Here is a 15,298-nt window from a genome sequence, read left to right as displayed (position 1 = left end):
GCCTGAACTGATACGACACGGCTTTGACAACTAATCTGATTGTATCGCTTTTTTAAGCGGTTCTGAATCAAATTAGCCGTCAAAGCCGTGTCCTGTCCAATGAACTACGATTCCGCGCTGATTTTTAAGACAATCGCACCTAGTGGGGGCACATTCAGTCGAATCGACTGCGGGCGTCCGTGCCAGGCCGACTCTTCACTCGCCAGCGGTTCTTGGTTACCGATGCCACTGCCGTAAAACTCTTTGGCATCGCTGTTGAAAATCTCCTGGTATGAACCCGCCGACGGAACACCAATGCGGTAGTCTGCGCGCGGAACGGGCGTCATGTTAAGAACTATCAGCAAGGTCTCCTCAGGGCGATCACCTTTACGGGCGTAGGTGATGATGCTGTTTTCCCGGTCAGACGTATCGATCCACTCGAAACCATCCGCTGTATAGCTACGCTCATACATAGCGGGTTCATTTTTGTAAAGCTGATTCAGCGCTTTGACGCAGGCGGCTATTCCCTTATGAGGAGCAAACTCCAGCAGATGCCAGTCGAGGCTAGTGTCAAACTTCCACTCCGATGTTTGCCCAAATTCGCCACCCATAAATAGCAATTTGCTGCCAGAGTGCGTAAACATATACGAGAAAAGCAGGCGTAGGTTGGCAAAGCGCTGCCATTCGTCGCCCGGCATTTTGCCGACGAGCGACTGTTTACCGTAGACAACTTCATCGTGCGAGAGAGGCAGCATAAAGTTTTCGGTAAACGCATACACCGTACTGAATGTCAGATTATCCTGGTGGAATTTGCGGAAAGCCGGATCGCGCTCGAAATACCGTAGCGTATCGTTCATCCAGCCCATCATCCACTTCATGCCAAAGCCGAGTCCACCCGTAAAGACAGGTCGTGATACACCCGGAAATGCCGTAGACTCTTCCGCTATTGTCTGCACATCGGGGAATTCGCTGTAGACCGCTTCGTTTATTTCTTTGAGCAGTGAAATGACCTCTAGATTTTCGCGACCGCCAAACATGTTGGGTTCCCATTCGCCCGCATTCCGCGAGTAATCTAGGTAAAGCATAGACGCTACCGCATCCACCCGCAAGCCGTCAGCGTGACAGCGATCCAGCCAGAACAACGCATTCGACAGGAGGAACGACCGTACTTCTGGTCGGCTGTAGTTGAAGATATAACTTTTCCAGTCGGGGTGGTAGCCTTTGCGCGGGTCGGGGTGTTCGTACAGGTGCGAACCATCGAACTCGTACAGACCGTGCGCGTCGCCGGGGAAGTGGGAGGGAACCCAGTCCAGCAATACGCCGATACCGGCCTGGTGCAGTTTCTCGATTAACGCCATGAAATCCTGTGGCGTACCAAAGCGGCTGCTGGGCGCATAATAACCCGTGATCTGATATCCCCAGGATGGTGCATATGGATACTGCATGATGGGCATAAACTCAACGTGCGTAAAGCCCATCTCCTGCACATAAGGAACCAGCGCGTCGGCAATTTCGCCGTAGCTCAGCTCACGATCCGGGTCGGAAGGGTCACGTCGCCAGGATGACAGGTGCACTTCATAGACCGAAATTGGGGCATTCAGCGCATTTTTTTCCTTACGGGTGGTCATCCATTCCTGATCGTTCCACTCGTAATAGGTGTCCCACACCAGGGAAGCCGTATGCGGAGGAACTTCCCAAAGGTGTGCGTACGGGTCGCCTTTTTCTAATTCGCGACCGTTTTCGTTGACAATGAAGTATTTGTAGGTTTCTCCTCTGCCGATATTCGGGATAAATACTTCCCAGATACCCGACGAGTCCCAGCGCACAGCCAGCGAATGGCTTCCTTTGTTCCAACCATTGAAATTGCCAATCACGGACACGTAGCGGGCGGAAGGAGCCCATACGGCAAAATAGGTTCCTACAACGCCATTATGCTCAACAACATGTGAGCCAAATTTTTCGTATAGACGCTGGTGCTTGCCTGCCCGAAACAGGTAGATATCAAAATCAGTGAAGCGGGAGTACGCTTCTGGATTACCTGATTGCATCGGTTGATCGGTATTGGGGGTTGATGAAGCAGGCTGTTCTACGTCAGCCGGTGGGTTGTCAGACGCTGCCATCATGGTTTTACGTTTTGCCATTGTTTAGGACTGGTATAGCTAGAATATTGAACGCGATCAGAAGCGGAAAGTTAGAAAAAATCCTTAGCGGTTTGTTGCGAACACGTTCTCGATCTGCTTGCGCATCATTTTTACATACGCTGTCGGGAAAAGTCTTGTGATCCGTTCGATCATTCGCGCATCGGAGCCGATCAGGATACGGGCTTTGTTTTTTTCGACACCATGCCAGATCTGGCGGGCGGCCTCTTCGGGGGTGGTTCTAGCCATTTCTTCGAAACTACTGGCGCTTTTCTCCAGTAAAGCATCGGTTACCTGGCTGTTTTTGCCAACGCGTGCGTTGATCGCAATGTTGGTTTTTATACCACCCGGATGCACACAGGTGACGCCAATCCGGGTGTCCAGCAATTCCATACGCAACACGTCAGTAAATCCCCGTACGCCAAACTTGGCCGTGCTATAGGCCGACTGGTTCATCACCCCTGCCAGTCCAAGAACACTCGACATGTTGACAATGTGTCCGGCTTGTCTGCCCGCCCGATCCTGACTCTGCAAGTACGGCAGGAACTCTTTCGTCATCCGAATAACTCCCCAGAGATTTATGGTCAGTAGCCATTCGAAATCGTCGAGATCGGTATCCGAAAAAGGGCCGCTTCCCAAGGCTACACCCGCATTGTTGATCAGTATAAGCCGGCGGTTGTTCAGCGTTGGAATGACCTGATCGGCAAACGTCTTTATCGCGTCCGCATCCGACACGTCCAGCCGCAGCAAGGTCATATCACCCGACGAGCCCGTACGAGTTTCGGCCAGGCCGCCCTCATTGATGTCGGTTGCGATAACGGTTGCTCCTTTTGCAACGGCCTGAATGGCAAGCTGCCGTCCAATACCCGAACCCGCGCCGGTGATAATGACAACTGTGTCTTGAAAGATGCTCATGAAACGGGCCTGACTAACGCTGCAATTACAAATTTTTGGCTTGCAACAAACCGGTCTGCAATAACGGTATGTCGGCCTCGATTTCTCCCTCACTCAGCAGAATTTTTTCAATTTCGCGAATGACATCGATAATCCCCCGGAGCGGAATTTTAACCCACGATGGTCGGTAGCTGATCTCGTATCCTAATTCGTAAACGGCCTTTTCGAGCAGGTAGATCAATAGCAGGAAATTCAACTCGTTGTTGTTTTTGAACAACGGATGGGGCGTGCCAAAAACATCCTGATACGCATTCATAAACGTGTCACGAATCAGATAAAACCACCGGTCCGAAACGCGCTGCAAGTGCTCCGGGTCCAGGTCGTCGGTTTCGGAAGAGTTAAACAGCTTTGCCGACACGGCGTAGTGGTAGGAGCGAATCATGCCTGCTACGTCTTTGAGGGGCGAGTGCTTGATCTTGCGTTCGGTAATGCTGCTTTCCGGCTCACCTTCAAAATCAATGATGACAAAGTCATTGCGGGTTGCCAGCACCTGACCAAGGTGGTAATCGCCGTGGATCCGAATGCGGAGCGAACCGAGCGGACGTTTTCTGAAATCATCGATAAATGTTTCGATCATTTCCTTCGCTTCCATGAATACCCACGCCAGTCGCTGCGCCTGTGAATCGAGCTTGGTGTAATTATCGATGAGCAGCGCATACCGGCGTTCCAGCAAATCTTCCAACCGCTTAATCATGAAGGCACGGTATTCATCTGTTATCGGTTCGGGGGCAAAGTCAGCGTCGGCATTGGGTTTGTAGAGCGCACAGTGCATTTCCCCGGTTCGTTTACCAAGCAACTCAACTTTTTCAAACACATCTTCCCGGATGGCAAAAAGTCGTTGCGGAACGGCATACAGAAAATCGTTGAGGTAGTCGCCGGTTTGCATCCACGAATCCTTGTCATTTGGAACCATACGCTGAACCATGCCCAGGGTAATATCGGCACCGTCGGATGGAGCGGCATCGGGATGCTGCCAGACGATGCTACCGCCGAAGGCCGGGATGTGGTCAAAGCTGCTTTTATCCGTCAGAAACGCGACCATATCGACTTCCGGGTTCGTCTCCTGGAATAGCTTTCGGTACAGTTTCATAAAATACTTTTCTCCAAAAACCATCGCTGAATTGCTGGAATCGACCGGTAGCACCCGCGAACTCAGCGTATCGTCGCCTTCCTCCAACCCTTTGCCTTTGTGAAACGTGAGTTGCCCGTCAGGCTGTGGCAATACCTGATCGGTATAAATATTAGTAAACAAAGCCCGTCGAAAGCGTTCGTCATAAATGGCATCGATCAATACGCCAGCATGATGATCCAGCGCCACTTCGCCGATACGTCCTTTGTCGGGCACGTCCGCTAGTTGAAAAGGAAGAGAATTCGCTATTGAGTCGGCAATGAAAGACAAAGGAAGCTGATACAGTTCGGGAATGCCATCGGCGTAGGTCGCTTCCAGTATCAGCAGATACGCTACATCGCCGTCGGGAAGTGGAATCGTGTGTACCGTCTTGGCCGCAAACCCGGTCTGTTGACGAGCTTTTCCGGCAAACCAGCGGCACGTATTGACGTAACCAGGCAGTAATGTCTGTGCTAGTTGCGACCAGAACTCAGTATTAGACGCAATGCCAGCCCAGTTTGTAGGCGATGTGAGAGGGTGGTCAGTGGGTACCATGAACAAAAGGCTGTTATCGGTTAGCGAACGAGTTAAGTATAGGGGATAAGCAAAGAAGCTCCCGCTAAAGTCATTGAGGAAGTCTTACGGTCTTTTCCTTGATGGCCACAGACCAGGCAATGATCTGTAGGCCAAAAGTTTCTTGGGTATACAACAAAGATGGCGGGCTGATGTTGGCTGGCTTACTAACAAATGAGGGATTAAGTACTATGAAAAGTCTGTAATAGCAAAACCTCGCCCTGTTGTCCGGGCGAGGTTTTGCGTAAAGTTTTTGGGGTGGTTAGTTCAGCGCGATAACGCGGCTTGGTGTGCTTGGCTGCTGCGTTGCAATGGTAATTGTATGGGTGGTTGTCTCAACGCCATTTGAAATTTCTACCTGATACGTACCGTCCGGCAGTTCGTTCATGTTCAGACGGGTACGGTACTGGCTTTCGTTCTTACCTAAATGCTGGCTGTACAACACGGTCCCTCCGGCGTTTTTCAGACGAATATCGACCGCGCCACCGATCTCTTTGTTAAGCGCAATACTCAGTTGACCCGAAACAGTTGTGTATACCCCAGCTTTGTAAGCCGCTACGTTGGCGGGACGGCCAACAGGTTTGGCTTCAGCAAAGGAAACCATCGAGGTAAATACGCCAAGTGACAGCGAGAAAAGCAGGGATTTGAGGATCGTTTTCATAATAGTATGTTTTTTCGTTTCGTTCAAAAGTTAGCCGGGATCGTCCGGATTGGTGAAACAAAGATATAGGCCCTGGATAGTACTATGCATTACAAACTACCAGAGCGGTTTTTCGGAAGGATGAGTGGTAAGAAAACAAGGATGATCGAGCGTAGGGCTTTTAGGATAGACAGGCTTTTGATTGCAATTTTGTCGTATTGTCTTACTCAATACGCTTGAACAACTGACCAACTAATGACTTCTTACCATATTCCCGCGGTATTTTCCGACTTCTCTGATTTAATAACAGCCGAAAGTACACGTCATGGCGGGGTTAGCCCAGCACCGTTTCTTTCGCTCAATTTGGGAATCAATACAAACGACGAACCGGACAACGTAAACGAGAATAGGCGTCGCTTTTTTCTGTCGCTGGGAATTGACGATGTGGATCGCCGGTTTGCTTCTTCGCATCAAGTGCATGGCATGGAGGTATTGTATGCCACGGAAGCAGGGCGTTTTAACGGTTACGATGCGCTGATTACCGACAAACCAGGTTTGTTTGTTGGGGTGACCGTAGCTGACTGCACACCGATTCTAATTTACGATAAGGCTAATCGGGCAGTAGCGGCTATTCATGCGGGCTGGCGCGGAACATCCGGCGAAATCGTGGCCAAAACGCTAACAACGATGGAGCAACAGTTCGGTACCAGCGCTGCCAATTGCTACGCTTACGTCGGAACCTGCATTGACGAATGCTCCTTCGAAGTGGGACCGGAAGTAGCCGAACGGTTTGCGCCTGAGTTCGTACAGAAAGACGCGCAAACGTTGAAAGATTGTGTAAATCTGAAAGCAGCCAACCGGCAGCAGCTTATCCGTTTTGGTGTCCCATCAACGCAAATAGAGGTATCTTCTTTTTCGACAGTGCTTAACAACGATATTTTCTTCTCATACCGGGCCGAAAATGGACAAACAGGACGAATGCTGGCAATTATTGGTATTAAATCGTAAACAAAGTTTTATTGGCCGAAGTTATGTACCTGTTTTCACAATAGATTTTTATTACTCAACATTCAATAATCATGGGAATCTTAGTTTCTATCTTAGTAGGTGCGGTAGCCGGATGGCTCGCCGACCTCGTCTTCAAACGGTTTTCGTTTTCGCTCTTCGCTGAAATCCTTCTCGGTATTGCCGGTGGTTTTGTAGGCGGCTGGATATTTGGCCGGTCGGGTGGTATAGTTGATCAAATCTTAACATCATTCGTTGGTGCTGTCATCATCCTGGGTATTGCGGCTCTGATCAAAGGATCACGCAGAACAGTGTAGGTATAGCGCCATTTACACAAGCAAAAAGCAGAACGGGTACGTAGATCAGTCTACGTACCCGTTCTGCTTTTTGCTGAGTTATTTAAGAATTTGTCGGGAAATAACTACTTTCTGAATTTCACTGGTTCCTTCACCGATAGTGCAAAGCTTTGCATCTCGATAGAATTTTTCTACCGGAAAATCTTTTGTGTAGCCATAACCGCCAAATATCTGTACGCTTTCGTTGGCAACTCGCACGGCGGTTTCAGACGCAAATAGCTTGGCCATCGCTGATTCTTTTGTTACCGACTTACCAGCATCTTTCAAATCGGCTGCCTGATAAGTCAGCAGTTTGGCCGCTTCAATATCCGTCGCCATATCGGCAAGCTTAAAACTAATAGACTGGAAATTGGCGATCGGTTGCCCAAACTGTTCCCGCTCTTTGGCGTAGGCCAGAGCCGCATCATAAGCTCCATAAGCGATGCCCAGGCTTAAGGCTGCGATTGAAATTCGTCCGCCGTCCAGCACTTTAAGCGACTGAACAAATCCGTCTCCTACTGCACCCAATCGTTGGCTATCTGGAATACGGCAATCCTGAAACAGCATTTCGGTGGTTTCAGATGCTCGCATGCCTAGCTTATCTTCTTTACGGCCCCCCGAAAAGCCGGGCGTTCCGCGCTCAACCACAAAAGCAGTGGCGTTGTGCGGGGTGTTGGGTTCACCCGTTCGGGCAATAACCACGGCTACGTTGCCGCTTCGTCCGTGCGTAATAAAGTTTTTGGCTCCGTTGAGTACCCATTCGTCGCCTTGCCGGATGGCTGTTGTACGCATGTTACCGGCATCCGATCCTGTATTCGGTTCGGTCAGTCCCCAGGCACCGATCCATTCGCCAGTAGCTAGTTGGGGTAAATAGATTTGCTTTTGCGTTTCGCTGCCGAACAGCAGAATATGATTTGTGCATAGGGAATTATGCGCAGCCATCGACAGACCTACAGAGCCATCCACACGGGCTAGTTCAACAATTGCCGTTACGTACTCCCGGTAGCCAAGGCCCGTTCCGCCGTAGTGAACCGGTACCAGCATGCCCATCAGGCCCTGATCACCGAGTTGTTTAAACAGGTCAAGCGGAAAATGCTGCTCCTCGTCCCACTGTCGTACGTTTGGGCGAATCAACCGGTCACTCAAATCCCGAACAGATTGGGCTATTAATTCTTGATTTTCTACAATTTCGTTAGTCATATAAGGGTGTTATTCGATGAAGTGATTTAAAAGAAATTTAAGCAATTTGTTGTAAAGTACCAATTCCGTTTTGTCAGATAATTACCAGGTAGTATTCACTAGAAAAAGCAGAAATCGATTTGATTTTGTTACTATATTAAAAAATATTAAAACAAATAATCATTGATATCTATATTTTGTATATTTGTCAAAAAAGTATTGCTGTTCATACTGAATACATTTAGTAAAAGGCTGAATTATTACCGGTAAGTCACAATTCTGCGTGGGTCCTAGGCTGTTATTGAAAAACTCCTATTTTTGTGAAATCGGGCCGGCAGGTACGTATGTAAAATCTACCTCAATCGTTTATAAATTTTACTTTGACTTTTTTATATGAAACTGGCAGTTGTAGGAACTGGATATGTAGGCCTTGTCACGGGAACATGTTTCGCGGAGACCGGTAACCAGGTAACATGCGTTGATATCGATGAACGCAAAGTTGAAAAACTGAATAACGGCATCATTCCCATTTATGAGCCGGGTCTGGACGTACTTTTCCATCGGAACGTGGAACAGGGTCGTTTGTCGTTCACCACCAATCTGGAAGAAGGAATCAAAGGTGCCGAAGTTATTTTCCTGGCGCTGCCTACTCCTCCTGGTGAAGACGGTTCGGCCGACCTGAAGTATATTCTGAAAGTTGCCAGCGATTTGGGCCCGATCCTGAATCAATACGCAGTAATTGTCGATAAAAGCACTGTTCCGGTCGGTACGGCTGAGAAAGTACACGCGCACATTGCTGATAACGCCAAGGTTGATTTCGATGTTGTGTCGAACCCTGAATTCCTGCGGGAAGGTGTTGCCGTAGAAGACTTTATGAAGCCTGACCGGGTAGTTATTGGTACCAAGTCGGAGCGGGCCAAGGGGGTTATGAACCGCCTTTACGCACCGCTGGTTCGTCAGGGTAACCCCGTTATTTTCATGGACGAGCGTTCCGCCGAAATGACGAAATACGCGGCAAACGCGTTCCTGGCTACCAAAATCACGTTTATGAACGAGATTGCTAACCTGTGCGAACGGGCGGGTGCGAACGTAGACGATATCCGTCGCGGTATTGGTACCGACAGCCGTATTGGTAAGCGCTTCCTGTTTGCGGGTATCGGTTACGGCGGTAGCTGTTTTCCAAAAGATGTGCAGGCACTCGCTAAAACGGCTAAAGATTTCGATTACGATTTCAAAGTGTTGAAGTCGGTAATGGATGTCAACTACGCCCAGAAAACGAAGTTGATGCCAATGATCCTGGATTACTTTGGTGGTGATCTGAAAGGCAAAACCATCGCTGTTTGGGGATTGGCCTTCAAACCCTATACGGATGATATCCGCGAAGCTCCGGCACTCGATAACATCAAAGCATTGATCGAAGCAGGTGCGAAAGTAACGGTTTACGACCCTGAGGCAATGGAAAACGTACGTGGCCTTATTGGCAACGCCGTTTCGTACGCGCATACGCAGTACGCAGCGTTGGATGATGCTGACGCGCTGGTAATTATCACCGAATGGCCGCTGTTCCGTACGCCGGATTTCGACAAGATGAACCTGCTGTTGAAGAACCGGGTGATCTTCGACGGTCGGAACGTGTACGAACTGGACCAGATGCGTGAGTTAAACTACACGTACATCAGCGTAGGGCGGGAAGCGGTTCTGGCCCCTGTCGAACAAAAAGCCTGATCTAGTTTATGATTCGTGGGTTGTAATGCCTAGCTTGGTCGGCGTAAGTGCTTAGGCTGATCACTTGGTGGTACAACCCACAATTATAACCACAAACCCAATACTGAATGAAGCGTGTTTTAATTACCGGCGGAGCCGGATTTTTAGGGTCGCATCTGTGCGACCGGTTCATCAAGGAAGGCTACCACGTCATCGCGATGGACAACTTAATCACCGGTGACATTCGTAACATCGAGCATCTGTTTCATCTGCCGAATTTTGAATTCTACCACCACGACGTTTCCAAGTTTATTCACGTACCGGGTGAACTGGATTACATCCTGCATTTTGCTTCGCCCGCCAGCCCCATCGATTACCTTAAAATTCCGATCCAGACGCTGAAAGTAGGTTCGTTAGGTATTCATAACTGTCTGGGATTAGCTCGCGTAAAAGGCGCTCGCGTTCTGATTGCCTCTACGTCAGAAATTTACGGCGATCCAACCATTCACCCACAGCCCGAAGAATACTGGGGCAACGTGAATCCGATTGGGCCGCGTGGCGTTTACGACGAAGCCAAGCGTTTCCAAGAAGCGATAACGATGGCTTACCATACCTACCACGGTCTGGAAACGCGTATCGTTCGGATTTTTAACACATATGGTCCACGGATGCGACTGAACGACGGACGGGTTCTACCCGCCTTCATTGGGCAGGCGCTACGGGGCGAGGACTTGACCGTTTTCGGTGATGGTAGTCAGACGCGTTCGTTCTGCTACGTTGACGATCTGGTTGAAGGAATTTACCGGTTGCTGCTGAGCGATTACGCGTACCCAGTTAACATTGGCAATCCATCCGAAATCACGATCAAAGAATTCGGCGAAGAGATCATCAAGCTTACGGGTACGAGCCAAAAGCTGGTCCTGAAAGATTTGCCGAAGGATGATCCGAAACAACGTCAACCCGACATCACCAAAGCCAAAGCCATTCTTGACTGGGAGCCAAAAGTATCGCGGGCCGAAGGACTTCGGATTACGTATGAATACTTTAAGAGCTTACCCGAAGAGGAACTGTACAAAGCTGCGTACCACCGCGAGTTTGAGAAGAAATAAACTGAACCGTTACGTTGCCGTTGAGGCAAACGTTGCGTAGTTTTACTTCCGTAATTGCCTTGTGCAGTACACCTTTAGCTGTCTGATAAAAACCTGCGGGCCATATTGTGCGCAGGTTTTTTGTTTGTTAGAAGGAGCCGCATAAGATAAGTAGTAGCGTGAAATCGGCTGTAGATTTCACGCTACTGACTAGCTGAGCCGGTCTTTGAAGCTGTCGTATCCGTAGGTCCGGACCAGCTGAAATTCATCGCTTTCTTTCCAGATGCCGATATTTGGCAGGTTGACGCCGTTAAAGGTAGTGGTCTTGACCATCGTGTAATGGATCATATCGTCAAATACGATTTTGTCGCCAATTGCCAACGGTTTGTCGAAGGAGTAATCACCCATAAAGTCACCCGCCAGACAGGTCATTCCACCTAACCGGTACGTCGGTTTCCCGGCCACGGGCTCATGGTACGAATCAAGAATTCGAGGCTTATAAGGCATTTCGAGTGTATCGGGCATGTGAGCCGCAAAGGATGTATCGAGGATTGCGACCTGAATACCCTGACTGTCCAATACATCGAGTACTGTCGAAACCAGCACACCCGTTTGCCAGGCAATGGCCGAGCCAGGTTCCAGGATGACATCGACGTTGTATTTCTGACGGAAAGCCGTAAGCAGCTGAACAAGGTGATTGGTGTCGTAGCCTTCGCGGGTCATCAGGTGTCCTCCGCCGAAGTTGACCCATTTAACCTGGTGCAGTAAATCGCCAAACCGACTTTCCAGGGCGTTTAATGTGCGTTCAAGCGTGAACGAATCGTTTTCGCACAGCGTATGGAAATGAATTCCTTCCAGCCCTTCGGGTAATTGATCCGGGAGTTGGTCGCGGGTTACACCGAGACGCGAACCGGGTACGCATGGATTGTACATTTCCGTTGCTACCTCCGAATATTGGGGGTTTACCCGAATGCCACACGAAACACGCCCAACGGCCCGATCCTTAAAGCGCTCCCACTGACTCCACGAGTTGAACGTCAGGTGGCTGCTGCGCTGAACAACTTCATCGAATTCATCGTCGCGGTAAGCGGGTATGTAGGCATGCGCCTGCACACCCATGTAATCGTTGACGAGTTTAATCTCGTTCAGAGAACTGGCTGTTGCTCCGCTCAGGTATTCCCGTACCAGCGGGAAAGCACTGTACATCGAAAACCCTTTCAGAGCCAGAATGATAGTAACACCGGCTGCTTTCTGAACGGAGTCGATGAGTTCGAGATTACGGCGAAGTTTTGCTTCTTCCAGAACGAAGCTGGGCGAAGGAATCGTGTCGAGACGCTGATGCAGGGTCGTATTCATACCGCAAAGGTACGGCCTTTTGTGGCGTTGTCGAACGCTTAGGTCAAGTACTTATTCGGCAATTACTCCTCCGACGATTTTTCGGGATTTCGAATAACGTATCCCATGCCAACAACGGTGTGAATCAGCTTAACCGGTGATTGGCGGTCAATCTTGTTCCGTAAATAATTGATGTACACTTCCACCGTATTGAGCCGAATTGCATCACTGGCATTCCAGACGCTTTCGAGAATTTCCTTTTTTGACAGAACCCGCCCTTGATTTTGCATCAGAAAAACCAGCAGATAGTATTCGCGGGGGAGCAGATCGATACGCTTTCCGGCACGGTATACCGATTTTTCGAGCAGCTTGATTTCCAGATCCCCCGCTTTCAATACGGATCTCATTGGAAATTGTCCGGCTTTGCGTCGATAAAGCGCGGTAACCCGAGCCATTAGCTCACGAATGTCGATGGAATGACCAACGCAATCATCGGCCCCAGCCTCTAACCCCCAGGCCTTGTTTGCCGGTGTATCGGGCGAAATAATCAGGAGTAACGGTGCATCGTGGGCTTGGGCTATCCACTGGTAAGATGTTTCTGCTTGACCACCTTCCGGAATGTGAACCGTTAAAAGAACTACATCATAATGCGCTTGGTGAGCCATCGTCCAGCCTGTTTGTGAATCAGTGCTGACAATAACTTGATTATTCTCAACTTCTAAACGCCTACGTATCCAGTCGACTTCCGTAGCCGTATTGTCAATAAACAAAAGTTTCATACCAATCTGGTTGAAATCAGTAAAATATGCGCTGTGCATTGGATCAACATAATCGACTAGTACTAACTAAATTGTTTGAATTGGACCGCTTCGTTCGCTCGGTGTAGTACTAGCATAACAACTGCAAATGACGGACAGAAACGATTGCCCTGAATTAAAGCAGTCTTAGATTTAAGGGTATTTATCCTTAAAAAATCATTAATATGATTTTGAGTATCAAGCGATTCGCTATGGATGAAGGGAATAAACGAGAAGACCCGCTCAGACTGAGGGGTAGTAGAACACAATGATTAGTTGTTACTTGCCGAAAAACATGATGTGCTGCTGTGGCAAACGACGGTCGTTCTTAATCAATCGTAGTCCAACTGCTTTCATCTCGTTGCTGGCCTGAGCGACACTTAGCTTGTGAAGTTCTTTTATGGGAACGCTAGGGTCTTCCGCACGGTATTCGACCAAAACAACACGACCATCCGGTTTGAGCGAAGAAACAATCTTTTCGAGCATTTCTCGGGGGTAAGAAAACTCGTGGTAAGCGTCAATCATAATGACAAGATCGACAGAGTTGGCGGGTAGTTTGGGGTCAGACTCCGTACCGAGCACAGGCTCTACGTTCGTCAGTTTCCGCTTTGCCGTTCCTTCCTGAAGGTAGTCGATCATTTCGGGTTGAATATCGACCGCTAATACTTTGCCTTTTGGTAGTTTGGGAGCCATCAGGAATGTGAAAAATCCCGTACCTGCGCCGATATCGGCTACCACATCCGTTGGCCGTAAATTAAGTGCTTTAAGCAGCAGATCAGTTCGTTCTTCGCGTTCCCGCTCCGGACGTTCGAGCCAGGATGCACCGAGGTGACCCATCACCTGCGCTATTTCACGTCCTAGATACCGCTTGCCGATGCCATCGCGGGTGGCCTGCTGGTATTGGTAATAGCCGGTTGAGTCAGCGGCCTGAGCCGCTGTTTTTTGCTGCGAAGAGCCCGTACCACAAGCTAACAAGGAAAATAAAGGTAATAGCCAGAGACGGTGCATAGTCGTGCTAAAGTAGTATCCATTGAAACAACCCCGCTTGGAACGAGTTGTTCAGGAAACCATCTAAACGTTTCTGTATGAATCTTATACTACACTTGCTACTGGACGCAGCTGTAATTTTTGGATTGGCTTATATCATGCCACAAGTTCAGGTAAAGAGTTTCGGGACGGCGTTGTTAATCGCGGTATTACTAGGGCTACTCAATTTTTTCATTGGCTGGATCATTCGTTTTCCGCTTAATTTAATAACCTTCTTTTTGCTGACCGGGATTATCCGCATTGTTGTAACGGCAATTTTGTTGAAGCTGATTGATAGCTTTATGGACAGCTTTACCATTGATGGTTTCTGGCCTGCGCTTGTCATCGCATTAGCGGTAGCCGTTGCCGGAACGCTGATCGACCGCTCCGCACCTACCAAAGAACGAATAGAGTCAGGATACGAAGCATTGGCCAACGTGAGTACTGTATCACTTACTTAATAAAAACCAGTGCCAAAGAGAAACGGGCCGTCAGAAGCTATAAAATCTTCTGACGGCCCGTTTCTCTTATTGACTACGAAGCGTATTGGCTCGCTTCGTCTTGTTCTCGATTAGTCGCTGCGTCGGCCACCCATCAGGATACTGGCATAATACAGCAACGTTGCTAGCGAACCCAGTGCCGCTACTACGTAGGTCATTGCGGCCCACCAGAGGGCGTCTTTTGCGAAGCCGTATTCCCGCTGATTAACAACGCCCCGATCCTGAATCCAGGCTAATGCCCGGCGGCTGGCATCAAACTCAACCGGCAGGGTTACAAAGCTGAACAGGGTTGTGAGGGCAAATAAGCCCACGCCAATAGCCAGGGGAATAGGTGTCGTTTGCAGCAGCAGAATACCAATCAGGATAATCCATTGCATATACTGCGACGAAACTGATAACGCAGGAACTAGGGCAGACCGTAACTTCAACGGGGCGTACGCTGCCTTATGCTGCACCGCGTGTCCACATTCGTGAGCGGCTACGGCGGCTGCGGCTACGCTACGGCCATAGTACACGTCATTACTCAGATTGACCGTTTTTTCCTGCGGATTATAATTATCGGTAAGCATACCTTCCGTCGAAACAACGCGCACGTCGTAAATGCCATTTTCATTGAGCATCTGTTGCGCAATCTCAGCACCGCTAAGGCCGTTGCTTAAGCCAATTTGAGAATATTCACTAAACTTACTCTTCAGTCGCCAGCTTACAAACATGCTGATACCGAAGATAAGGATCATTAATAACCAAGGTGAAATCATCGTTTTTGTGGTCAGGTTTGTACATATACGAACTGGTAACTTACCAGGCCATCTACTATAAAACAATAGTTTAGGCAAAATGTCTCCCCAAACCCGACCATTTATCAAGGCTGTGGGCCGTTCGGCCCCTATAAACACGATGGCCCACTGTCAATCAGCGGGCCATCGGACGTATTTTG

The 15,298-nt window shown here is 49.1% G+C and carries 14 protein-coding genes; 5 read left to right on the top strand and 9 right to left on the bottom strand.

From position 1 onward, the window contains the following. Nucleotides 1–104: 104 nt before the first annotated feature. From glgB to LQ777_RS20385, 4 genes are all read right to left on the bottom strand, one after another. Nucleotides 105–2,120 carry a 1,4-alpha-glucan branching protein GlgB gene (glgB, locus tag LQ777_RS20400; protein WP_232559787.1) on the bottom strand — a complete coding sequence of 672 codons (2,016 nt, stop codon included), beginning with the start codon at nt 2,118–2,120 and terminating at the stop codon, nt 105–107. Nucleotides 2,121–2,183: 63 nt separating this feature from the next. After that, nucleotides 2,184–3,032, bottom strand: a complete 849-nt coding sequence (locus LQ777_RS20395; RefSeq protein ID WP_232559786.1) for an SDR family NAD(P)-dependent oxidoreductase — start codon at nt 3,030–3,032, stop codon at nt 2,184–2,186. 25 nt (nt 3,033–3,057) lie between these two features. After that, a complete protein-coding gene (locus LQ777_RS20390) occupies nt 3,058–4,734 on the bottom strand; it encodes a putative maltokinase (RefSeq protein ID WP_232559785.1) in 1,677 nt (558 codons plus the stop codon). 280 nt (nt 4,735–5,014) lie between these two features. Beyond that, nucleotides 5,015–5,413, bottom strand: coding sequence for a hypothetical protein (locus LQ777_RS20385; RefSeq protein WP_232559784.1), 399 nt, complete (start codon nt 5,411–5,413; stop codon nt 5,015–5,017). A gap of 234 nt (nt 5,414–5,647) precedes the next feature. Between LQ777_RS20385 and pgeF the strand changes: the two genes are divergently transcribed. Together pgeF and LQ777_RS20375 are read left to right on the top strand one after the other, a co-directional pair. After that, nucleotides 5,648–6,400 carry a peptidoglycan editing factor PgeF gene (pgeF, locus tag LQ777_RS20380; RefSeq protein ID WP_232559783.1) on the top strand — a complete coding sequence of 251 codons (753 nt, stop codon included), beginning with the start codon at nt 5,648–5,650 and terminating at the stop codon, nt 6,398–6,400. A 71-nt stretch (nt 6,401–6,471) separates the two neighbouring features. Beyond that, the gene (locus LQ777_RS20375) at nt 6,472–6,714 is read left to right on the top strand and encodes a GlsB/YeaQ/YmgE family stress response membrane protein (protein ID WP_232559782.1); all 243 of its coding nucleotides are present in this window, start codon (nt 6,472–6,474) and stop codon (nt 6,712–6,714) included. A gap of 78 nt (nt 6,715–6,792) precedes the next feature. Here the strand turns inward: LQ777_RS20375 and LQ777_RS20370 are convergent, their stop codons facing one another. Then, on the bottom strand, nt 6,793–7,932 hold the full coding sequence (locus LQ777_RS20370; RefSeq protein ID WP_232559781.1) for an acyl-CoA dehydrogenase family protein: 1,140 nt from the start codon (nt 7,930–7,932) through the stop codon (nt 6,793–6,795). 372 nt (nt 7,933–8,304) lie between these two features. On the opposite strand from LQ777_RS20370, the gene LQ777_RS20365 reads away from it, so the two are divergent. Continuing rightward, nucleotides 8,305–9,636, top strand: coding sequence for a UDP-glucose dehydrogenase family protein (locus LQ777_RS20365; protein ID WP_232559780.1), 1,332 nt, complete (start codon nt 8,305–8,307; stop codon nt 9,634–9,636). 107 nt (nt 9,637–9,743) lie between these two features. Continuing rightward, nucleotides 9,744–10,724, top strand: a complete 981-nt coding sequence (locus LQ777_RS20360; RefSeq protein WP_232559779.1) for a UDP-glucuronic acid decarboxylase family protein — start codon at nt 9,744–9,746, stop codon at nt 10,722–10,724. Between the two features lie 189 nt (nt 10,725–10,913). On the opposite strand, the gene nspC is transcribed toward LQ777_RS20360, so the two are convergent. The 3 genes from nspC to LQ777_RS20345 form a co-directional block, all read right to left on the bottom strand. Then, complete coding sequence (gene nspC, locus LQ777_RS20355) at nt 10,914–12,059, bottom strand: carboxynorspermidine decarboxylase (protein ID WP_232559778.1); 1,146 nt, start codon at nt 12,057–12,059, stop codon at nt 10,914–10,916. Nucleotides 12,060–12,121: 62 nt separating this feature from the next. Next, nucleotides 12,122–12,817: a response regulator transcription factor gene (locus LQ777_RS20350; protein WP_232559777.1), complete on the bottom strand. Its 696-nt coding sequence runs from the start codon at nt 12,815–12,817 to the stop codon at nt 12,122–12,124. 297 nt (nt 12,818–13,114) lie between these two features. Beyond that, on the bottom strand, nt 13,115–13,843 hold the full coding sequence (locus LQ777_RS20345; RefSeq protein WP_232559776.1) for a class I SAM-dependent methyltransferase: 729 nt from the start codon (nt 13,841–13,843) through the stop codon (nt 13,115–13,117). Between the two features lie 77 nt (nt 13,844–13,920). On the opposite strand from LQ777_RS20345, the gene LQ777_RS20340 reads away from it, so the two are divergent. Continuing rightward, nucleotides 13,921–14,322 carry a phage holin family protein gene (locus LQ777_RS20340; protein WP_232559775.1) on the top strand — a complete coding sequence of 134 codons (402 nt, stop codon included), beginning with the start codon at nt 13,921–13,923 and terminating at the stop codon, nt 14,320–14,322. A gap of 110 nt (nt 14,323–14,432) precedes the next feature. Here LQ777_RS20340 and LQ777_RS20335 read toward each other — a convergent pair whose 3' ends face one another. After that, the gene (locus tag LQ777_RS20335; protein WP_425276953.1) at nt 14,433–15,098 is read right to left on the bottom strand and encodes a zinc metallopeptidase; all 666 of its coding nucleotides are present in this window, start codon (nt 15,096–15,098) and stop codon (nt 14,433–14,435) included. Nucleotides 15,099–15,298: the final 200 nt, after the last annotated feature.

The organism is Spirosoma oryzicola, assembly GCF_021233055.1.
Lineage (GTDB): Bacteria > Bacteroidota > Bacteroidia > Cytophagales > Spirosomataceae > Spirosoma > Spirosoma oryzicola.
The sequence above is the reverse complement of the archived record's forward strand: the minus strand, read 5'-3'. Positions and strand labels throughout refer to the sequence as shown.